Source organism: Winogradskyella thalassocola (genome assembly GCF_900099995.1).
GTDB classification, from domain to species: Bacteria; Bacteroidota; Bacteroidia; order Flavobacteriales; family Flavobacteriaceae; genus Winogradskyella; species Winogradskyella thalassocola.
The window spans coordinates 166448-187732 of the sequence record NZ_FNCZ01000007.1 but is presented as its reverse complement, the minus strand read 5'-3'; the positions used below and the strand labels follow the sequence as shown (position 1 = coordinate 187732).

The following is a 21285-nucleotide window of genomic DNA, read 5'->3' as shown; positions in this document are numbered from 1 at the left end:
ATATGCAGAAAAAACAAAAATACACAATCCAAAATAGCCCATTTGTAGTTCCTACAGAAGATGGTAAGATTATAAAAGAGCATTTTGGAAATGCTACAGATGGCAACTCAGAAATAAGCATGGCCCATATGGTTGCCCCGGCTTTTTGGTCAGAACCTTTTCAGACTCCAAAATTTGATGAATATACGTTTATCATTAAAGGAAAAAAACAATTTATTATAGACGATGAAATTATCGTACTAGAAGCAGGACAATCTATTAAAGTGGAGAAAAATACGCGTTTACAATATTCTAATCCGTTCACAGAACCTTGTGAGTATTTAGCTATTTGTTTACCTGCATTTTCAATTGATGCCGTTAATAGAGAAGAGCAATAAGGTATGAGTAGTTTTGTTATTAAATCTATTGGTAGCGCACTTAATGCGACGAGCTTAATTTCATCTAAATATGCCGCTAAAAAAGCTATAAACCTATTTGCTTCACCTAGAAAGGGACGTTATAACGACGAGCAAAAACGTATTATTGATTCGGCTTTTTACGAAGAAATAAGTTACGACAATTTGGATATCGCAACCTATCGTTGGGTAGGAAAAGGTAAAACGGTTTTACTTGCTCATGGTTGGGAGAGTAATGCATCGCGCTGGGAGTACATATTAAAAGACTTAAGATCTCAAGATTACAACATTATTGCGCTGGATGCTCCTGCTCATGGACGATCTGATGGCAAACAGTTCAATGCGATTTTATATTCTGAATTTATAAATATAGTCGCTAAAAAATTTCAACCAGACGTTTTAATTGGTCACTCCGTTGGTGGTATGTCTTGTGTTTTTTATATGCATAAATACCAATTACCATCTATAAAAAAGATGGTTCTATTAGGAGCACCTGCACATTTTACTGGTGTATTTGACCGATACAAATCTATGATGGGCTTTAATAATAAAGTTTCAAATGGATTAGATAATATAATTATTGAACGTTTTGGGCAGCCAGTCGCTTACTTTTCTGCTGCAAACTTCACAGAATCCATTACCGCAAAAGGTTTAATTATTCACGATAAAAAAGACCGTATAATTCCTTATGAGGATGCTCAATTAATTGCAAATCGCTATAAAAATGCTGAATTAATTTCGACTACAGGATTTGGGCATGGCTTAAAGGATGTTTCTTTAACTCCTCAGATTATTGAATTCATTAATGATTAATCTTTATTGTATTTTTGCACCATGTCAGAAGATTTAAAACGCCTAAACAAATACCTCAGCGAAGCTGGATATTGCTCTCGTAGAGCAGCAGATCGATTAATTGAAGCAGGACGAGTAACCATTAACGATGTTGTACCAGAAATGGGAACTAAAGTTTCATCTGAAGATGTGGTTAAAGTAGATGGTGAAATAATTGGAGAACGCAAACAAGACTTTGTATATTTAGCTTTTAACAAACCTGTCGGTATTGTTTGTACTACAGACACACGCGTTGAAAAAGACAATATCATTGATTACATTAACTACCCTAAACGTATTTTTCCTGTTGGAAGATTAGACAAACCAAGTGAAGGTTTAATTCTACTCACTGACGATGGAGATATTGTAAACAAGATTTTAAGAGCGAGTAATAATCACGAAAAAGAATACATCGTCACCGTAGACCAACCAATTTCTCAGACCTTTATTGAGCGTATGGCAGGCGGCATTTATTTAGAAGATTTAGATAAACACACTAATAAGTGTGAAGTTAAAAAGATTGATAAATTCACATTCAGTATTATATTAACTCAAGGCTTAAATAGACAAATCCGAAGAATGTGTGAGTATTGTAATTATGAAGTACAAGCTTTAAAGCGAGTTCGAATAATGAATATAAAGCTCGATGTGTCTTCTGGTCAATATAGAGAATTAACAAAAGAAGAATTTAAAAACTTGAATGCATTAATAGCTGATTCCACCAAGACTTACGAAGCAAACAAGGCGAATACCGCAAGACATACCAGACGTTAATTATGGCTTTAGCACCTTTTCATCTCGCGATTCCTGTTCATAATTTAGAATTATGTAGAAATTTCTATACTAATTTATTAAACCTTGAAGAAGGAAGAAGTAGTGACCACTGGGTTGATTATAACTTTTTTGGACACCAATTGGTTATTCATTTTAAAGCAAAACAAACAGAAGAAGACACCACTAATGAAGTAGATGGTAAAGCTGTACCTGTTCCGCATTTTGGTGTGGTTTTAGAATGGGAAGCATTTCAAGAGTTTGCAGAATTATTAAAGTCGAAAGACTTAAAATTTATCATTGAACCTTATATTAGATTTGAAGGATTAGTAGGAGAACAAGCCACGATGTTTTTTAAAGACCCGTCAGGAAATGCTTTAGAGTTTAAAGCGTTTAAAGATATGAGTCAGTTATTTGCTAAGTAATTTTTGTCGTTGACTTGAAAAATAAAAAGGCAAATAAATCAGTACAAACAAAGGAATTATTATCAACTGACCAACTAAGATATAATAAGGCCATTCCCCAAAGTAATCTAATACAGAAGCCGATTTAGGTTTTTCGTTTAAGTAAAAATAATTCGCATCTAATAGATAATTCAGAATCATCATAAGTGCAACATATCCTTGAAGTGCCAAAATGGATTTGAAAACACTTTTAAATGTTGGTTTCATTTTTAATTCAAATATGAAATAGAAAATGATGGATAGCAATCCTAAATGCACTACCCAATACCTAAAATAATCAAAACTCGGGAATCCTTGGGTTATATCTGGTGTAATGACCGCTTGTAAAGTACCACCAATAATCCAAAATACTAAAATCTCGAACATCCAATATTTACGATAATATGTAAAAACCGGGATCAATAAAGCCATTAAACTACAGAGATAAAGCGGTAAATCCGTCTTAAAATTGTAGTTATCGTAAAGCATTCGATATACATGAAACCCTATAAGTGTAAGAGACACAAACCATCCTAAGTAGTGTACGGCTTTCTGCTTCTGAAATTCATTGAAATTCTTACTAGAATAGTTTACCAGAAAAACAGTCCATATAGTTGCAAATAGAATCGGAATTATATGTTGAAAACTACCTATCGTGACGTTTAAAAGAACGATAAATAGCGTCAATAAACCCATCTAAAAATTATCTATGATTTTTTCTGTGTTGTTCTCTTGCCAATAACGTATTTTTCAATAACATCGCAATAGTCATTGGTCCTACTCCACCTGGAACCGGTGTAATAAAGCTCGCTTTTTTACTGACGTGTTCAAAATCTACATCACCTGTAATGTGATATCCTTTTTCAGATTCGTCTTCAACACGTGTAATGCCGACATCAATAATAACCACATCATCTTTTACCATTTCAGCTTTTAAGAAATTAGGAATTCCTAATGCTGAAATTATAATATCCGCTTGCGAAGTAATCTGTGTAATATTTTTGGTATGACTATGAGTTAAAGTAACCGTAGAATTCCCAGGAAAACCTTTTCGGCCCATTAAAATACTCATCGGGCGACCTACAATATGAGAACGACCAATAATTACTGTGTGCTTACCATCTGTATCTACTTCGTAACGCTCTAACAATTCTAAAATTCCAAAAGGTGTCGCAGGAATAAATGTTGACATATCTAATGCCATTTTTCCAAAATTCATAGGGTGAAAACCATCTACATCTTTATTAGGATCAACAGCCATTAATACTTTTTGAGTATTAATTTGAGGAGGCAATGGCAACTGAATAATAAAACCGTCTATATCGTCATTATTATTTAATTCTTCAATTTTGTCTAACAACTCAATTTCACTTGTTGTATTAGACAAACGCACCATTGTAGATTCAAAACCAACACGCTCACAAGCTCTAACTTTACTACCAACATACGTTAAACTCGCACCATCGTTACCGACAATTACAGCTGCCAAATGCGGAACTTTTTCATCATTAGCTTTCATCTTATCGACTTCGGCTTTGATTTCATTTTTAATGTCGTTACTTACTTTTTTTCCGTCTAAAATTGTCATGCTTTTGGTTATTGTTTTCTTGCAAAGACGCTATGGCGCGAAGCTTTAATTAATTTATTATTTTTTAAAAGCCAACTGAAGACTGCGTACTAAAACTGCCTACCGAAGACTGAACACTGCAAACTTATTTAGGCATATTCTGCATCATCTGCATCATACGCTTTCCGCCTCCACCTTGCATCATTTTCATCATCTTACTCATTTGCGTAAATTGCTTTAAGAGTTGATTTACTTCTTGTACAGATGTACCAGAACCTTTACCAATTCGTTTTTTACGACTTGCATTTATAACAGATGGATTAGAACGCTCTTCAGGAGTCATTGAATGAATAATCGCTTCAATACCTTTAAAAGCATCATCGTCAATATCAATATCTTTCATCATTTTTCCTGCACCAGGAATCATGCCTACTAAATCCTTCATGTTACCCATTTTCTTGATTTGCTGAATCTGTTTTAAGAAATCATCAAACCCAAACTGGTTTTTAGCAATCTTCTTCTGTAATTTTCTTGCTTCTTCTTCATCAAACTGCTCTTGAGCACGTTCCACTAAAGAAACGACATCTCCCATTCCTAAAATACGATCTGCCATACGTGATGGATAGAAAACATCAATCGCTTCCATCTTCTCACCCGTACCAATAAATTTAATTGGTTTGTTAACTACAGATTTAATCGAAATTGCTGCTCCACCTCGTGTATCACCATCTAATTTGGTAAGGATAACACCATCAAAATTTAAAATATCATTGAAGGCTTTTGCTGTATTTACCGCATCTTGACCTGTCATAGAATCAACTACAAACAAGGTTTCTTGTGGCTGAATGGCTTTATGAATGTTAGAGATTTCATCCATCATCGCTTTATCCACAGCTAAACGACCAGCGGTATCAATAATCACCACATTATGACCATTTGCTTTGGCATGAGCGATACCTGCTTTAGAAATCGCAACAGGATCTGTATTTCCTCTATCACTAAAAACCTCAACACCTATCTGATCTCCTACAACATGTAACTGATCGATTGCAGCCGGACGATAGACATCACAGGCTACTAATAATGGTTTCTTAGTTTTTTTGTTTTTTAAATAATTGGCTAGTTTACCAGAAAAGGTTGTTTTACCTGACCCTTGTAAACCAGACATTAAAATCACACTAGGATTACCTGAAAGATTAATACCTTCTACGTCGCCACCCATCAGTTCAGTTAATTCGTCTTTAACGATTTTAACCATTAACTGACCTGGTTGTAATGTTGTTAATACATCTTGACCAAGTGCTTTTTCTTTTACACGAACGGTAAATTCTTTTGCAATTTTAAAGTTAACATCGGCATCTAAAAGCGCTCGTCTTACTTCTTTAAGTGTCTCAGCAACATTTACTTCTGTAATGCTACCATGACCTTTTAATACGTGTAACGCTTTATCTAACTTATCACTTAAATTATTGAACATGTTTTTTAGTCTTCAGTTTGCAGACTACAATTGTAATCTACAATATTTTAATAAGCTGCAAATTTAAGAATTTATGAGAGAATTATGAATGGGTTTAGAAATTACTTTTTAGTTAATAAAATATGAAATAAAATCGTACAATGCTCAATGAAAAAATACACAGAGGTTCACAAAAAACACAATCTCACTTCTTTAGTCTCATCTTTCAAGTCTAACGACTATAAGCATCCAACTTTCAAGTGATATCAAACAAAAAGAGCCACTCATGGCGAATGACTCTTTTTAACAACTTAACTAACTTACTAAAATTACTAACCTCTAGCTTCTTTATTCACAAGTTCTATCTAGAACAATTTCTATACTGCTATCATTAACATTATGCAACACCAATTGGTTTTCTGTGCATTCTACAACCAACCAACTACCATTTATCGCTTGAATATTCGGGCCTGTTACATTTGAAAAATCAATTACAACACCATCACTTGCTTGCGATGTTGACCACGTCGCATCAATTGTGATGGTATCAGTATATATCACGACAATACCTGAGTTTTGTTCGAAATGAAAATTATAATTACTTAAATTATCGCTTCCATTATAGCTGGCCACGTTCCAAAGACACTCAGTTAAAATACCATTAATATCTCCTTCTGTGCAATTACCTACATTACAGGTTACAACGGTTAATTGAATTGGAAATATCTCAAACTGATTTTGAATTTCAACTCTGACATAAACTATAGAGGAAACATCAGAAGCACTGTAAGCTGATGGATTCGCAATTAGATTTTGATCCGAATTCGCATCCGCGAGAGTTTCATAATAAGTGATGTCATCTGCACTTGGAGTACAATTTGCAAATGCTATTGGAAGGTTAAATTCATATGGACCATCAGAACCGTCATCACAAACTTCTATTACAGCATCAAAACTTTCGAAGCATTCAAAATAATTACAATCCTCCACAATTAAATCGATAGTAAAAATATGCTCTATAATATTGCTATAAACATTTAGTACGGCAGCGTATATTACAGTTGGGTTATACAAATTAGTATAACTTTCCGGAGGGTTAATAGGATTCACATTGTTTTGTAAATCACTTTCAGATCCGTAATAATAAATTCCATAAATCGCTAAATCGGGTCCACATTCTTGATTGGCTTCAGTTAAATTAAATGTGGCAAAACCATCGATACCGCATGCCGTAATTTGGGTGTTTATAAAACAATCAAAATTAGCACAACTTTCTGAATTGAGATATACATTAAAGACTTCATAATCCCCATTACTAGCTTCAATTCTCAAATAAACCTGTGCCACTAATGAACCGTAAGTTTCAGTAATTTCAATTGGATTTGTGTTGTTCTCTGCGTCATTTAAAGTTTCATGAAACGATGGAACGAAAGATTCTGTACAAATTACAAGTCCAATGGTATTGGCGCTTAAATTAAAAACAGGAACATTGTTGGTTTGTGTACATTCTACAATTTCGAAATCTCCAAAACAGCTAAAAAGATCACCATTACAGTTTTGTTCTAAGACTAAAGTTTGATCACCTTTATGTAATACAATCCGATCTGTATCGCATTCAACAATTAACCAATCTCCTTCTAAACTTTCTTGAAAAGCCGTTAAATCTGAAAAGGTTAATAGGATTCCTTCGTCTGAAACAGATAAATTCCAACCTCCACCAATTGCTGAAGTTGCCATCCCTTCCGAAATTTGCACGTCGCCATTAGCATTAAAAATCATTTTATCATTCTCAAAATTGCCTGTTCCATCACTAAAATCCCAAGGACATTGTTGTAAAATACTACTAATATCAGTGAGCGAACAATTTAAATCATCTTCGCAGACCTGATTAATAACCATAGTTTGTTCACCTTTTGTAAATTGTATGGTATTATCATCACATTCTACAATTTTCCAGTCTCCTCCTAAATCTTCAAACTCTGTTTCTAAGTAAAGATATGTTTCACCATCTGTTGAAATTACAGACCAATTACTCACAACATTAAAAGAACTACCATCTTGAAAAATAGCAAATGTATCATTTGAATAAAAAACCAAATCAATTCCCACAAACTCAGGAAAACTTGAATAGGTCATTATTTTCCACTGACATTCTTTTAAATTTAATTTTACAGATTCTGCAGTACAATCATCTTCATCACAATCATCGCTGGCCAATTCAATGGCTTCAGCTAAATCTTGATTCGTATTAACCTCAACAGTATCACCATTAGCATATTCTAGAGTCACCGGAAAGTTTAAACTAACAACCACTGCATTCTCATCCTCCTCTAAGCCATTTAAAAACCCATATAAAGCTTCGTCACTTTCAATTATGACGGTATCAATAAGATTAAATCCAGCATTAAATACAGAAAAAGAAATAGGATAAACGAAATCTACACATTCAATAGCATCGTTTTCTTCACTTCCACATTCGCTCACAAACCCTTGAAGTTCGTCTTCATTTTCAATCACAATTTGACTGTAATCATTAAAAATAATAGAAATTGGAAATACAAAATCTAAAAAATCATCATTAATAGATGACTCATTGTATAGACTCTCTAATTGTTGTAAATCGGATTGTGTTTCAATAACTATAGTAATATCACTAATCACAATTGTAACAGGCAATTCAACAGAAAAACAACTTGCACTGTCTAAAATATCGTCAGCAGCACCAAAGTTTGCTGTTGTTCTGCTCATTAGGTTTGCCAAAGTAGAATTTGAAACTATGGTTTCTTGATCGTTTGGATTTTCAATTTGAGTAATCTCGTCCTGACAAGATGTAAAGCAAAAAAGGACAAAAAGGAAATTAATAAATAGATATTTAGATTTGATTTTCATGGCATTAATGCTTTTCTATTTATTATAAAACAGTTAGCCTTCTATATTTCCTACCCAATAATCTAAAATATTATTTATAATTTGTGGGCCTATTCAAAACCATGAACAAACCCTTACAAGATAATATCTGCGAATCGCTCTTATTTGAGCGCCTTTATAAAAAGCATGCTAAAAACCTGCATGATTTTTTATACTACAAGTTTGGAGATCAATTGAATCCGGAAGATAAAGTTCAGGAAGCTTTTATAAAACTTTGGCAAAATTGTAGCAAAGTTGCACCAAACAAAGCGAAGAGTTATTTGTTTACAACCGCTAATAATTTAATGCTCAATGCCTATGCACATCAAAAAGTAGTACTAAAATATGGTCAGAAACCTCAAAAAAGTTCCACTAACGAAACCCCACAATTTGTACTCGAAGAAAAGGAGTACCATCAAAAAATCCAAACAGCACTAAGTAAACTAACAGAAGCCCAGCGTGTTGCGTTTTTAATGAATAGAGTTGAAGGCAAACGGTTTAAAGAAATTGCAGAGCTATTAGATATTTCTGTAAAAGGAGTTGAAAAACGCATTTATGGAGCGTTGAAAAAATTAAGAGAGGACATTGATGAACTTTGAAACTTTGAAACTTTGAAACTAAAAATAAGTAGGAGTTTTTAAACCTAAGCTGTTATATACTTGAAATCATATTATGAAGCGAGAAGAACTTATAAAAAAATGGTTAGATCATAATCTAAATACTCAAGAGCAGAATGCTTTTGAGCAGTTAGAGGATTATAATGAATTGATTAAGCTGGATGCCGCTTTAAAAGATTTTAAAGCCCCAGAATTTTCTAGCGACCAAACCTACAAAACTCTTAAACCTGAGAAAACAAATTCAAAACAATGGTTAAAACCTTTGCTTAGAATTGCGGCTATTTTAGCCATCGGATTTAGCATTTATTATTATACTACAACTTTAGATACTACAGTTGTCACAGATATAGCTCAACAAACGTCAATAGAATTACCAGACCACTCTACAGTTGATCTTAATGCTAATTCCACAGTATCATTTAATGAAAGTCATTGGGGTGAAACTAGAGAAGTAAAACTACAAGGAGAAGCATTTTTTAAAGTTGCTAAAGGTCAAAAATTCGATGTCATTACTGCGGATGGTATTGTTAGCGTTTTAGGGACACAATTTAATGTAAAACAACGCGACTCGTATTTTGAAGTGACGTGTTACGAAGGTCTAGTTGCTGTAACTCACAATAATAAAACAACAAAATTAAAACCAGGACATACTTTCGTAATTATAGATGGGAAACTACTTGCAAATGAAAAAGAAAACGCTGTGCAACCACAATGGTTGCATGGTGAAAGTAGCTTTACAAGTGTGCCACTTAAACATGTTATTGCGGAGTTTGAAAGTCAATACAACCAAACGATAATTACTGAGAACATTGATCTTTCTCGTTTATTCACAGGAAGTTTTACACACAATAATTTAGATTTAGCATTGAAGTCTGTTACAATACCATTAAATTTAAGCTACAGCAAATCAGAAAAATCTATTTTACTAAAGCGTGAATAAAAAATTACTTTGCTTAATTTTCTACTTTATATCGATCACCTTTTGTAACCTCACATATAGTCAGGAACAAGAGGTCGAAAAACCGCTTGTTCAAATTCTTCAAGAATTAGAAAAAAAATACGACGTTATATTTTCATTTGAAACCAAAACAATTGAAGGTATTTCAATGCGCTCATTATCTCATGAGCTTTCCATAAAACAAGCATTAAACCAATTACATCGTATTACGGATCTTAATTTTGAAATGTTGAGTCATCGGTTTATTGTCATTACACCAAAAGATACGGAAGAACTGCAAAGTCAAACTCAGCATTTAGAAGAGGTTATAATTATAAATTATCTTACCAAAGGTATTTCTAAAACAAATAATGGAACTATTAAAGCCAACACAAAAGCATTTGATATTTTACCTGGATTAATTGAGCCAGATGTGCTACAAATAGTACAAAATCTGCCAGGCATAATGAGTGTTGATGAACGCATTTCAAACATCAACGTTAGAGGAGGTACTAATGACCAAAACCTCATTTTATATGAAGGGATAAGAATGTACCAGTCGGGACATTTTTTTGGTTTAATATCTGCTTTTAATCCATATTTATCCGAAAACATTACGATTTCTAAAAATGGAACTAGTTCCAAATTTGGCAATGCTGTTTCTAGCACTATTGCTATAAAAAATGCAGATGAATTAGATGAAAAAATCAATGTCGGCATTGGTGGAAATATGCTAAGTGTAGATGGTTTTGCAAAAATACCATTATCGAAAAAAACAGAATTACAACTATCAGCAAGACGTTCATATACTGACATTCTGGTTTCTAAAACTTACGATGCTTATTTTGATCGTATTTTCAACGATTCTGAACTCAATGCTTCCACTAATATGAATACGCTTTTAGCACAAGACGAACGTTTTCTGTTTTACGACTTTAATGCTAAATTTTTATATGATATAAACAACACTTCTAAGTTGCGAATTAATGTGATGAATATGTCTAATAATTTGAATTTTAATCAGGTTTTCACCACAATAGATAATAATTTTCAAGAGACTAAAAGTGAATTGAATCAGACGAGTTATGGAGCTAGCGCAACCTATTCTAAAGTGATTAACAACGGCACCAATTTGTCTGCTCAGCTCTATTATTCTAATTACGATTTAGATGCAAAGAACAACAATGTCACTAATAATCAATTATTAACTCAAGAAAATAAAGTTGAAGATTTCGGTCTTCGATTAGACGTTTCAAAAACAGTTAGCAAAGACATTAAATTTAATGGTGGCTATCAATTTAATGAGGTTGGAGTCACCAACTTTGAAGATGTCATCAATCCAAATTACACCAGTTTAGTCAAAGAAATTATAAGAACACATGCCCTATTTGGAGAAGTTGAATGGTACTCAACATCTCGCGATACTTATATACGATTGGGCTCTAGAATCAGTTATTTTGGCAAATTATCAGAATTTTTAATAGAACCTCGATTTACGGTAAATTATAAATTTCTAGATTATTTTAGACTAGAAGCTTTAGGCGAATTAAAAAGCCAATCCATTACCCAGATTATTGATTTACAACAAGATTTTTTTGGGATCGAAAAACGAAGATGGCAACTCGCCAATGGTAATGACGTTCCATTAATTACAAGTGAGCAAGCCTCCATTGGTCTCAGTTATAACCAAAATAATTTACTGGTCTCTATTGAAGGCTATTACAAAGGAGTCCATAATATTACGGCACGTAGCCAAGGATTTCAAAATCAGTTTCAATTTACCAACGATATTGGGCACTATACGGTTAAAGGTATTGACTTCCTTATTAATAAGCGCTTTAGTGATTTTAGCACGTGGCTGAGCTATACCTACAGTAAAAATGATTACAATTTTAATGAGATTAATAACAGTAACTCATTTTCTAACACGATTGATTTAAGACATGTCGTTAATACATCTTTTACTTATAATCGTGCTAATTTTAAAATCGCCATTGGCTTTAATTGGCATTCGGGCAGACCTTTTACGTCTCCCTTAGATCTTCAAGACAATAGTAATTCTACAATAGAATATAACACTCCAAACAGTTCTCGTTTGGGTGATTACTTTAGAACAGATATTTCCGCGATATATAAATTTAAACCTTCAAAAGGCATCAATGCCGAAGTTGGTGCTTCTGTTTGGAATATTTTCAATCAAACGAATATCATTAACCGCTACTACACCTTTAATACTGACAATGCTATAGTAGAGATTAATAACAAGTCCTTAAAATTTACACCAAATTTAAGTTTTAGAGTCAATTTTTAAACTGACTCATAAAAAAACCCTAAACTAAATTCAGGGTTTTACTATTTTATAAAAACTTACAATTAACCATTAGCAGTTTTTTCTCTTTCTTTCTGCTTTTCTATGTTTTTCTTTATTTTATCTATGGCAGACTCAATAGATTTATCTGGTTCTATTAAATTATACTCACCCCAAAAGTTAGGATCTGAAAATCCGGAAATAGCATCTGTAATAATCACCGAAGGTCTAAGTTTATCTTTGTTCTTAATTTTCTTATCCGCACTGTTGACCTCCCAATCTGTTACTGCCATTTCACTAGACAATGTATAGACTTTATTAAAGAGTTGACGTTTTTTATTCACCTTAAACGTTAAGCTTAAGTTAGAATAACTGTAATACCATTTATTGCCTTTTTCTTTATAATCTACTTTATAAATAGCTTCTAAAGGATAAACTTCAATATCGCTAGGCTTTCTTTTAACTAAGAGATTTTTAGTCTTGTCCATATTACTCACATCTAAAAAATAATTAGCACTTACTAAGGCGAGCGATTGCACATCGATAAAAAGTTTTCCACTATAGTTGACTTGAAGTTGATTATTCTTCGGATTAAAATCAACAACAAAAACAGTTCTATTATTTATAGTTGAAGGATTATTAAACGTAAAATTATACCCACTAATACTTTCGTCTGTAAAAATATACTCAGGATACTTCATAATATCCAAATACATAGTTGAAAATGGCCCACCTTGCAACTTTACAGAAACGGTATCTAGTCGTTTGTAATCTGTGCTCTTTCTTGCTTTTCCAAGTTGAATAGCATCGCGTTGTTTAGATGAATTTGGCTGCTTCAAAATATTAACCACAGCTTCTGTTAAGGATACATTTCTATTTCTACGTTTAATGGTTTCCCTGTAAAAGGCTGTCATATAAACAGATTCACCACCGACGTTCTTACTTTTATCATCAAATACTTTTCTTACTAAGCTTTCGGCATCTTTAAAAGCCGCGATGTTAACCGTAGATAACTCGGTTACAGCCTCATATAATTCTATAACATATTTGTTATTGAGTAGTTCGGACAATGGAACAACGTAAGTATTATAGCCTAAAAGAGAAACCACCACTTTTGAATCTAAATAGTTGTTTGGTACTTTGAGCGTGAATTGACCTTCAGAATTCGTAATCGTACTAATATTGGTATTATTAATACTGAGACTAGCAGCTTCTAATGTTTTATTAGTTCTACCATCGATAACTTTACCTTGATACTCCTTAAAATCTGTCTGAGCATTCAAAGAAAATAGTACAAATACCATACATAGTAATGTACTCGTGTAGCGTTTTAAAGTGTGAGATTTTTCCATAACAATAAGATTTAATGAACATTATAACCTTACCTAAGATACAAAAAAGGGTAGAATACTCTTCTATTCAATATGTTAAATTCTAAATATCAGCTATTAGGTCGCGTTTTCAATTCTTAAAATTGATAGCAAAACCGGCTAAAAAAAGTAACACTGTTAATAGCAAAAACTACATACGCTCAGGAACTTCAATCCCTAAAACCTGAAATGCATTTTTTATCGTCTGACTAACCAATTTAGACAAGGCCACTCTAAAACTCTTTTCTTCATCTGAATCCGCACCAAGAATAGACACATTTTGGTAGAACGAATTAAAATCTTTTACCAAATCATAAGTGTAATTTGCAATTAATGCAGGACTATGTTGTTCTGCTGCATTTTGAATAACTTCTGGAAACAACTCTAATTGTTTGATAAGTTGTTTTTCTTTATCGTGAAGTGACACGTCAGCTGCACTCAGGGTGACATTCCCATCCACATTAGCCTTTCTTAAAATAGACTGAATTCTGGCATAGGTATATTGAATAAAAGGTCCAGTATTTCCTTGAAAATCGATAGATTCCTTTGGATCGAATAAAATTCGTTTTTTAGGGTCTACTTTTAAGATGTAATATTTTAGAGCCCCCAAACCAATAGTTTTGTAAAGGGCTTGTTTTTCGTCTTCCGAATAGTCTTCAAGCTTTCCTAATTCTTTAGAAATCTCTTCAGCAGTATCCGCCATTTCTTGAATTAAATCGTCGGCATCGACAACGGTTCCTTCTCTACTCTTCATTTTTCCGCTTGGTAAATCTACCATACCATAACTTAAATGAAATAAATTTTTAGCCCAGTCGAAACCTAGTTTCTTCAAGATTAAAAATAAAACTTTAAAATGATAATCTTGCTCGTTACCAACGGTATAAACCATACCGCCAACATCTGGATAATCTTTTATACGTTGGATCGCTGTTCCGATATCTTGTGTCATATACACAGCAGTACCATCTGCTCTAAGCACAATTTTTCTATCCAAACCATCTTCGGTTAAATCGCACCAAACAGAACCATCTGCATCTTGCTCAAAAACACCTGTTTTTAAACCTTCGGCAACGAATTCTTTTCCTAATAAATAGGTATTGCTTTCGTAATAATACGTATCAAAATCGACTCCTATGTTTTTATAAGTGACTTCGAAACCATCATAAACCCATTGGTTCATTTTTTTCCAAAGTGCTACGACGTCGTTATCTCCTGCTTCCCATTTAATAAGCATCTCTTGTGCTTCTAATAATAAAGGAGCATTCTTCTTTGCTTCTTCTTCAGATTGTCCTTGAGCAATTAATTCTGAAATTTCTGATTTGTATTCTTGGTCGAATTTCACATAATAATTTCCGACTAACTTATCTCCTTTTAAATCTTCAGTTGGAGTCTCACCTTCACCAAATTTTTGATAAGCTAACATACTCTTACAAATATGAATACCTCTATCGTTAATAATTTGAGTTTTGTAAACATTCTTTCCTGAGGCTTTTAAAATTTCAGCAACACTATAGCCTAAGAGCACATTCCGAACATGTCCTAAATGTAATGGCTTGTTGGTATTTGGCGAAGAATACTCTACCATAACAGCTTTGTCATCCTTTTGTTCCACAAAACCGTAATTCATTTGATCTTTTACAGATTGAAAGAAATTGAAATAATAAGAATCATTAATTTCAATATTTAAAAAGCCTTTAACCACGTTAAATCCTTTTACCAAATCAACATTATCTAGTAAATACTGACCAACTTGCTCACCAATTACGACTGGATTTCCTTTAACAACACGTAACATTGGAAACACAACAACCGTAACATCTCCTGCAAACTCTTTACGAGTCGCTTGAAATTCTACTGATTCTAATTCCGATTGAAACAACGCTTTAATTGCTGCTTTTACATGTAATTCTAAAGTCTCTTGAAGGGTCATAATTCTGCTTTATTTTGGTGTTTTAAAACGTTGGCAAAGATAGAAGTTTTATTGTTTTATTAGGATTCTAAGGAGACATAATTGTTTAACTTTATGGGCTGTTGGAAAAAATGTAAAGTGTGTCGCATGAAATAAACCCTAATCTTAAAATGAAATTAATTAAATACTTCTTTTCGATTTTTATCATAATTACAACATCGTGTTCTAAAAACGAAAACTCAGATGATGACGTTGATGGTCCTGATGAAGAAATTTTCTATAGAGGCATGGATTTGTCGTTTCAAAGTGAATTAGAAAACTATAATGTAGATTACAAAGACGCTGATGGCAATTCCGTAGAACTTCTAGACTTTGTAAAATCTAAAGGCACAAATCTGGTGCGTTTAAAACTTTGGCACACGCCTCAAGATGGACAAAACGGAATAGACGACGTTAAGGCTTATGCGCAACGGATCAAAGCTAAGGACATGGAGTTCCTTCTTAATTTTCACTATAGTGATTTTTGGGCCGACCCAGGAAAACAAACACCACCTGTAGCTTGGCAAAACCTTTCTTTATTAGATTTAAAAGCTGCGGTTTACAATTACACAAAAAGTGTTGTTCAACAATTAAAAGCACAAAACACCCTACCTAATATAATTCAAATTGGTAATGAAACCGATAGTGGCTTTCTATGGGATTACGGAAAGGTTTGGAATGAGTTTAATGATAACTGGGTAAATTACGCTGGTTTAGTTTCGGAGGCTGTAAGAGCGATACGAGAATTGGATACCGAAAATAAGATTAAAATAATGCTACATCACTCTAACGTAGAGCATTCTATTTACTTCTTTAATGAACTTGAAGCTTATAATCTCGATTTTGATATCATAGGACTTTCTTATTATCCCCAATTTCAAACTAAAGATTTAGATTTAATTACCTCAAAATTAAACACTTTAGCAGAAACCTTCGATAAAGAAATTTTAATGGTAGAGGTTGCTTATCCTTTTACGTTGCAATGGAATGACAACTTGTCGAACTATGTTGGAAGCTTGAATCAAATCATTCCAGAATTTGCGCCGACACCTCAAGGGCAAAAATCATATATGGAATGGTTGATTACTACAATTAAAAACATCCCAAATAAAAAAGGTATCGGATTTTGTTATTGGGCTCCAGACTGGGTGGCTTTTAATGGCAATGAAAATACCTCCACAAATGGGACGTCTTGGGAGAACCAATGTGTCTTCGATTTTAACTTAAAAGCATTACCTGTTTTAGATTCGTTTAATTATAACTAACTAACAATCAGTAATTTAAATCAAGTGTGCATTTCATCGATAAAAGCGTATTACTACCGTTAAATTTACCTTTAATCGATAAGTGGTTTTTAAAAAATATTATATTTGTCAGTTCAACTAATATATTGGTATTAAATCCTAAATATTAGCATATTTGTTTACATAATAGCACTTTTGAAAGGCTATTAATCAATGTCCCAAACATTAATGAGGCTTAATAATCAAACATTAACCCCTTTGTTTTTGTTTTGTGTTAACTTACTTTTTTCGTCCCTCCCTAAAAGTTTTTCAATCCAAAACAGCGCAATTCGTTTTAACGCTATTTTAAGATGAAACAGTTACTTATACTAGCTGTCTGTCTTATATCGTTTTCCATTTTTTCGCAAAATGAAAAAATAGATAAACTTACGGTACAAATAGCCTATCTAAACGCAGACTCTACAAAAGTGGATATGTCTCTTATGCTTATAAATGAACTTTATGAAAATAAAGATTTTAGCAAGGCCCTACTTTATATCAATGAAACCTCTAAACTTTCTGAAGATCTTAATTACATAAAAGGACAAGCAGAGAGCAGTTACTACAGAGCATTAATTTTCACCGAACGCAACGATTATTTTAATGCCATTGATAACTACAATAAATCTAGAAATTTATATTTAAAAATAAGTGATACTCTTGGCGTGGCCAAAGTGAGCAATAGTATTGGTCTAATTGAAATTAAAAGAGGTAATTACAAGGTTGGTTTACAAAACTCATTATCTGCAATAGATATTTTTGAAAAACAATACCTAAGAGATGAGCTAAGCTCGGCATACAACAACCTTGCTGAGGCTTATCATAAAACCAATCAAACTGATAAAGCCATAGAATATAATTTTAAAGCTTTAGAAGTCCGCAAACAGATTAATGATAAAGAGGGCGTAAAAATATCTACTAAAAACATAGCAAGTCTTTACTCAGAATTAAAAGAGCATCGTAAGGCTATTGAGTATTATGAAAAAGCTCTGGATATTTTAAATCCAAAAACAGATCAAGATTTACGAGGTGAAATACTTCCTAAATTAGGTAGCGAATATTTACGTTTTAATGAATACGATAAGGCTTCAGAATACCTAGTAGAAGGTTTAAAGTACAATAGAGAACAAAACAATAAAGAAGGTCTTTTAAGAGCTTTAAATGCTATTGGACACTTAAATCTTCAAAAGAAAAAGGTTAAACTCGCAGAAAAGCAATTGAACGAAGCTTATAAGATTGCACAGAAAATAGATAACAAAACTGAACTTTTAGAAAACTACAAACTTCACATTGCTTTAGATTCTACTCGCGGGTATTATCAAAATGCGTTTTTCTGGCAAAATAAATTCTATAATTTAAAAGACTCGCTGTCTAAAATTGACCAGCCTGTTTTTCCAACAGATTTAGAACCTATAGATTTTATTGAGAATAACTCTATAAATAAAGATAGTTCAGTAAACGGAGAACAGAAGTTTAATGTGACATCAACTACGGTTACCAACCCTTATGTTTTATATGGCGCGATAGCTGCATTTGCACTGTTATTTGGACTTCTTATTTATAGCCTTTTAAAAACTAAAGCTCATAAAGAAGCCTTAGAAAAACAAAAAAATATATTAGCAGAAGAACACATAAGAACAGAAGCTATTTTAGAGCAAACACATCACTTAGAAGAGGTTAACCAAGTTAAGGATAAACTTTTTTCTATTGTTTCTCACGACTTAAAAGATTCAATTTCTTCAATAAAAGCATTTTTAGATTTATTGAAAGAAGACAGTATTTCTAAAGATGAATTTTATGAGTTAATTCCAGAATTAAGTGAAAATGCCAATAATGCATCTTCACTATTATTTAATTTATTGAATTGGTCTAAGTCGCAAATGCAAAATTTAGAACCAAAACCAGAACGTTTTAATATTCAAGATGTCTTCCATTCTAAAATAGCCTTAGTAGAACAAAAGGTTGAAGACAAACGAATTGTTTTAATTGACGAATCTCAGAATGATTTCATATATGCAGATCGTAGCATGGTAGAAATTGTAATTCAGAATTTAATTACAAATGCTGTTAAGTTTAGCAGAACTGGAGATGTCATTACCATTTCAAATCAAGATGTCAATGGAAAATCCTTAATCTGTATAGAAGATACAGGTGTTGGTATTTCTAAAGGCAACATTGACAAGTTATTTGCTGCACACAAAAACTTTACAACGGCTGGTACTAAGAATGAAAAAGGAACTGGTTTAGGATTGTCAATTGCTAAAGATTTAGTAGAATTGAATAACGGTAGAATCTGGGTAGAAAGCACAGAGAATGTCGGCAGTAAATTCTTTGTTGAGCTACCTAAAAGAGCTCCGATGCCATAATTTAATTTATATTTGATTTCAAATATAAATTTATGAAACGTCTACTTCCATTTGTAATCCTTTTAATTTCAGTTTTCAGTTGTAAAAACGAAACAAAACCAGAAATCCAAGAAGACACAGAACTTAAAGAACTATTTAGCCTTATGCAAGGATCTTTTAATTCCGAGATACAAGCACAAATAGATTCGTCTTACTATAATATTTCTCTACATATGTATCCGATTTGGGAAGATAAAGGAAACTTTCTCTATGTAGAACAAGCTTTAACTAGCACGCCTGAAAAGCCCTATCGTCAACGTATTTATGAAGTTAACAGAGAATCTGACAGTACTTTTAGTTCTGCCATCTACAAATTAGATGTAGATTCTATTTGGGTAGGCAAATGGAAAACCCCAAAAGCATTCGACTCTATCGCTTTAAAAAATATTTCGTTAAAAGAAGGTTGCGACGTTATTCTTAAACGTATCAGACCCAATCATTTTATGGGAAAAACAGGTGATAATACGTGCTCTAGTACTATGAGAGGAGCTTCGTTTGCACGCAGCGAAGTAGAAATCTTAGAAGATAAAGTTATTTCTTGGGATCGCGGTTTTGATGCCGATGGAAACTATGTTTGGGGAGCTGAGAAAAGTGGTTATATCTTTAATAAAATAGATTAAAATTTAGAAACGATTGACCTTAACGCACCCATTAAATAATTCGCTATTTAAACTCTTGGAAGAAATACCTCAGCCATCATACAACGTGCACTTCCACCACCACAAGTTTCAATAGTCTCTAAAGAACTCGAAATAATAGGACAATACTTTTCTATAGTTGCAACTTGGTTTGGAGTTAAAATCTTATGCGCAGCCTCACTCATTATTAAATAAAGCTGTTCATTGTCTCCTCGCAATTGCAACATGTTTCCCGCAAAATGATGCATCTGTTTTTCGGTAATTGAAATAATTTCTTTACCATCACTTTTGAGATGCTTTACGACACTTTTACGCTCTTTCTTATCATCAATACTATCTAAACAAATCACTGCAAAATTCTCAGCAATACACATCATAACATTGGTATGATATATTGGCAAGCGTTTACCCTCTACAGTTTGAAACGCTGTAAAAATCACAGGGCTATATTCAAAATCTTCGCAAAATTCTATAAATAAATCCTCGTCTGCTCTTGGAGATAAAGCGCAATACGCCTTTCTATTAACACGATCTAATATGATGCTTCCTGTACCTTCCAAAAAGACACCTTCATGTTCGGCTGACGTATAATCAACGATATTTTCAATCTTAAAACCTTCGTCTTCGAGTCTAATAAAAATTTCATCTCTACGCTCACGTCTTCTATTTTCTGCAAACATTGGATATTTTGCGATGTCTCCATTAGCATGAAAACTCACCCAATTATTTGGAAAAATAGAATCTGGAGTGTCATTTATTCTATCGTCTTCTTCAACAATAACATTAATACCAACGGCTTTCAATTTTTGCACAAAAGCATCAAATTCCTCTTGTGCTTTTGCATTGATTTCTGCATTTTTTAAATCTAAATCTTCCTGAAAATAATTATTGACAGCTGTTTGCTCGTTCATCCTAAAGTTTATAGGGCGAATCATTAAAATGGTATCGGTAGTTTGTTGCATTTAATTACGAATAGAATGGTAAAATGAAATGCAAAGTTATTATTTTTTTATGGCAAAACAGCTATAAAATCAGTCCTGATTTTCTAACCACTCTAAGGCTTCTTCGCGACTCTTAAACATCTCTATATTCCAACCATTATCACGATTCATATTTATTAAAACATCGGTAGCCAATTTAGAAACATAAGCATGCGTTACAACAGCCATATTTTTCACGATATCTTTATTTACAATAGATTTTTGTGCCTCAAAGGTGTAAGTGTAAGAATACTTTTTATTAATTAATAAGGACATCGGAATTTCTAATTTTTCAATAAGAAAAGTATGGTATTGCTCTACCATTTTCATATCCATAACTACACCTTCATCTATAATAACCTCAGCAAGATTAGCTTTCAGTAGGGTTATAACACCAAAGCTAAGTTTATATGTTTTCATGTTAATAAA

18 protein-coding genes are annotated in these 21285 nt (G+C 32.9%); 10 read left to right on the top strand and 8 right to left on the bottom strand.

Translation table 11 applies throughout. The features are described from left to right. Positions 1-2: 2 nt before the first annotated feature. The 4 genes from BLT80_RS15490 to BLT80_RS15475 are packed head-to-tail and all read left to right on the top strand — an operon-like array spanning position 3 to position 2422. The gene (locus BLT80_RS15490) at positions 3-377 is read left to right on the top strand and encodes a cupin domain-containing protein (RefSeq protein WP_092469609.1); all 375 of its coding nucleotides are present in this window, start codon (positions 3-5) and stop codon (positions 375-377) included. A 3-nt stretch (positions 378-380) separates the two neighbouring features. Beyond that, positions 381-1208: an alpha/beta hydrolase gene (locus BLT80_RS15485; RefSeq protein WP_092469607.1), complete on the top strand. Its 828-nt coding sequence runs from the start codon at positions 381-383 to the stop codon at positions 1206-1208. Between the two features lie 21 nt (positions 1209-1229). Further along, positions 1230-2000, top strand: coding sequence for a pseudouridine synthase (locus tag BLT80_RS15480; RefSeq protein ID WP_092469605.1), 771 nt, complete (start codon positions 1230-1232; stop codon positions 1998-2000). A gap of 2 nt (positions 2001-2002) precedes the next feature. Beyond that, on the top strand, positions 2003-2422 hold the full coding sequence (locus BLT80_RS15475; RefSeq protein ID WP_394331393.1) for a VOC family protein: 420 nt from the start codon (positions 2003-2005) through the stop codon (positions 2420-2422). Here BLT80_RS15475 and BLT80_RS15470 read toward each other — a convergent pair. The 4 genes from BLT80_RS15470 to BLT80_RS15455 all read right to left on the bottom strand — a co-directional run bounded on the left by BLT80_RS15470 (position 2408) and on the right by BLT80_RS15455 (position 8352). Continuing rightward, complete coding sequence (locus tag BLT80_RS15470) at positions 2408-3136, bottom strand: YwaF family protein (protein ID WP_092469601.1); 729 nt, start codon at positions 3134-3136, stop codon at positions 2408-2410. The genes BLT80_RS15475 and BLT80_RS15470 overlap by 15 nt on opposite strands. 7 nt (positions 3137-3143) lie before the next feature. Further along, positions 3144-4028, bottom strand: a complete 885-nt coding sequence (locus BLT80_RS15465) for a bifunctional 5,10-methylenetetrahydrofolate dehydrogenase/5,10-methenyltetrahydrofolate cyclohydrolase (protein WP_092469599.1) — start codon at positions 4026-4028, stop codon at positions 3144-3146. 124 nt (positions 4029-4152) lie between these two features. Then, a complete protein-coding gene (gene ffh, locus BLT80_RS15460) occupies positions 4153-5484 on the bottom strand; it encodes a signal recognition particle protein (protein WP_092469596.1) in 1332 nt (443 codons plus the stop codon). A 327-nt stretch (positions 5485-5811) separates the two neighbouring features. Beyond that, positions 5812-8352 carry a hypothetical protein gene (locus BLT80_RS15455; RefSeq protein WP_092469593.1) on the bottom strand — a complete coding sequence of 847 codons (2541 nt, stop codon included), beginning with the start codon at positions 8350-8352 and terminating at the stop codon, positions 5812-5814. 101 nt (positions 8353-8453) lie between these two features. Between BLT80_RS15455 and BLT80_RS15450 the strand changes: the two genes are divergently transcribed. The 3 genes from BLT80_RS15450 (at position 8454) to BLT80_RS15440 (ending at position 12235) form a co-directional block, all read left to right on the top strand. Continuing rightward, the gene (locus BLT80_RS15450; protein WP_092469590.1) at positions 8454-8969 is read left to right on the top strand and encodes an RNA polymerase sigma factor; all 516 of its coding nucleotides are present in this window, start codon (positions 8454-8456) and stop codon (positions 8967-8969) included. Positions 8970-9042: 73 nt separating this feature from the next. Continuing rightward, positions 9043-9927 carry a FecR family protein gene (locus BLT80_RS15445; RefSeq protein WP_175455626.1) on the top strand — a complete coding sequence of 295 codons (885 nt, stop codon included), beginning with the start codon at positions 9043-9045 and terminating at the stop codon, positions 9925-9927. Further along, a complete protein-coding gene (locus BLT80_RS15440; protein WP_092469586.1) occupies positions 9920-12235 on the top strand; it encodes a TonB-dependent receptor domain-containing protein in 2316 nt (771 codons plus the stop codon). The genes BLT80_RS15445 and BLT80_RS15440 overlap by 8 nt, the downstream gene beginning before the upstream one ends. Positions 12236-12297: 62 nt before the next feature. On the opposite strand, the gene BLT80_RS15435 is transcribed toward BLT80_RS15440, so the two are convergent. Both BLT80_RS15435 and argS read right to left on the bottom strand, forming a co-directional pair. Further along, a complete protein-coding gene (locus BLT80_RS15435) occupies positions 12298-13584 on the bottom strand; it encodes a carboxypeptidase-like regulatory domain-containing protein (protein WP_092469584.1) in 1287 nt (428 codons plus the stop codon). Between the two features lie 169 nt (positions 13585-13753). Next, positions 13754-15532, bottom strand: coding sequence for an arginine--tRNA ligase (argS, locus tag BLT80_RS15430; RefSeq protein WP_092469582.1), 1779 nt, complete (start codon positions 15530-15532; stop codon positions 13754-13756). 149 nt (positions 15533-15681) lie between these two features. On the opposite strand from argS, the gene BLT80_RS15425 reads away from it, so the two are divergent. From BLT80_RS15425 to BLT80_RS15415, 3 genes are all read left to right on the top strand, one after another. Next, positions 15682-16815, top strand: coding sequence for a glycoside hydrolase family 53 protein (locus BLT80_RS15425; protein WP_092469580.1), 1134 nt, complete (start codon positions 15682-15684; stop codon positions 16813-16815). A gap of 329 nt (positions 16816-17144) precedes the next feature. Further along, positions 17145-19199 carry a tetratricopeptide repeat-containing sensor histidine kinase gene (locus BLT80_RS15420; protein ID WP_092469578.1) on the top strand — a complete coding sequence of 685 codons (2055 nt, stop codon included), beginning with the start codon at positions 17145-17147 and terminating at the stop codon, positions 19197-19199. A gap of 32 nt (positions 19200-19231) precedes the next feature. Continuing rightward, on the top strand, positions 19232-19858 hold the full coding sequence (locus BLT80_RS15415; RefSeq protein ID WP_092469575.1) for a chromophore lyase CpcT/CpeT: 627 nt from the start codon (positions 19232-19234) through the stop codon (positions 19856-19858). 47 nt (positions 19859-19905) lie between these two features. Here BLT80_RS15415 and ctlX read toward each other — a convergent pair whose 3' ends face one another. Both ctlX and BLT80_RS15405 read right to left on the bottom strand, forming a co-directional pair. Then, positions 19906-20838, bottom strand: a complete 933-nt coding sequence (ctlX, locus tag BLT80_RS15410; protein ID WP_092469573.1) for a citrulline utilization hydrolase CtlX — start codon at positions 20836-20838, stop codon at positions 19906-19908. 69 nt (positions 20839-20907) lie between these two features. Next, entirely contained in the window at positions 20908-21276 is a 369-nt protein-coding gene (locus BLT80_RS15405; protein WP_092469571.1) for a DUF7793 family protein, read from the bottom strand. Between the last annotated feature and the right edge of the window lie 9 nt (positions 21277-21285).

Coding starts and splice junctions, on each gene's coding strand:
- BLT80_RS15490 (WP_092469609.1), top strand. CDS start 3: ATGCAGAAAAAACAAAAATACACAATCCAAAATAGCCCATTTGTAGTT.
- BLT80_RS15435 (WP_092469584.1), bottom strand. CDS start 13,584: ATGGAAAAATCTCACACTTTAAAACGCTACACGAGTACATTACTATGT.
- BLT80_RS15465 (WP_092469599.1), bottom strand. CDS start 4,028: ATGACAATTTTAGACGGAAAAAAAGTAAGTAACGACATTAAAAATGAA.
- BLT80_RS15455 (WP_092469593.1), bottom strand. CDS start 8,352: ATGAAAATCAAATCTAAATATCTATTTATTAATTTCCTTTTTGTCCTT.
- BLT80_RS15475 (WP_394331393.1), top strand. CDS start 2,003: ATGGCTTTAGCACCTTTTCATCTCGCGATTCCTGTTCATAATTTAGAA.
- BLT80_RS15480 (WP_092469605.1), top strand. CDS start 1,230: ATGTCAGAAGATTTAAAACGCCTAAACAAATACCTCAGCGAAGCTGGA.
- BLT80_RS15425 (WP_092469580.1), top strand. CDS start 15,682: ATGAAATTAATTAAATACTTCTTTTCGATTTTTATCATAATTACAACA.
- BLT80_RS15470 (WP_092469601.1), bottom strand. CDS start 3,136: ATGGGTTTATTGACGCTATTTATCGTTCTTTTAAACGTCACGATAGGT.
- ffh (WP_092469596.1), bottom strand. CDS start 5,484: ATGTTCAATAATTTAAGTGATAAGTTAGATAAAGCGTTACACGTATTA.
- argS (WP_092469582.1), bottom strand. CDS start 15,532: ATGACCCTTCAAGAGACTTTAGAATTACATGTAAAAGCAGCAATTAAA.
- BLT80_RS15450 (WP_092469590.1), top strand. CDS start 8,454: ATGAACAAACCCTTACAAGATAATATCTGCGAATCGCTCTTATTTGAG.
- BLT80_RS15420 (WP_092469578.1), top strand. CDS start 17,145: ATGAAACAGTTACTTATACTAGCTGTCTGTCTTATATCGTTTTCCATT.
- BLT80_RS15445 (WP_175455626.1), top strand. CDS start 9,043: ATGAAGCGAGAAGAACTTATAAAAAAATGGTTAGATCATAATCTAAAT.
- BLT80_RS15405 (WP_092469571.1), bottom strand. CDS start 21,276: ATGAAAACATATAAACTTAGCTTTGGTGTTATAACCCTACTGAAAGCT.
- BLT80_RS15485 (WP_092469607.1), top strand. CDS start 381: ATGAGTAGTTTTGTTATTAAATCTATTGGTAGCGCACTTAATGCGACG.
- ctlX (WP_092469573.1), bottom strand. CDS start 20,838: ATGCAACAAACTACCGATACCATTTTAATGATTCGCCCTATAAACTTT.
- BLT80_RS15415 (WP_092469575.1), top strand. CDS start 19,232: ATGAAACGTCTACTTCCATTTGTAATCCTTTTAATTTCAGTTTTCAGT.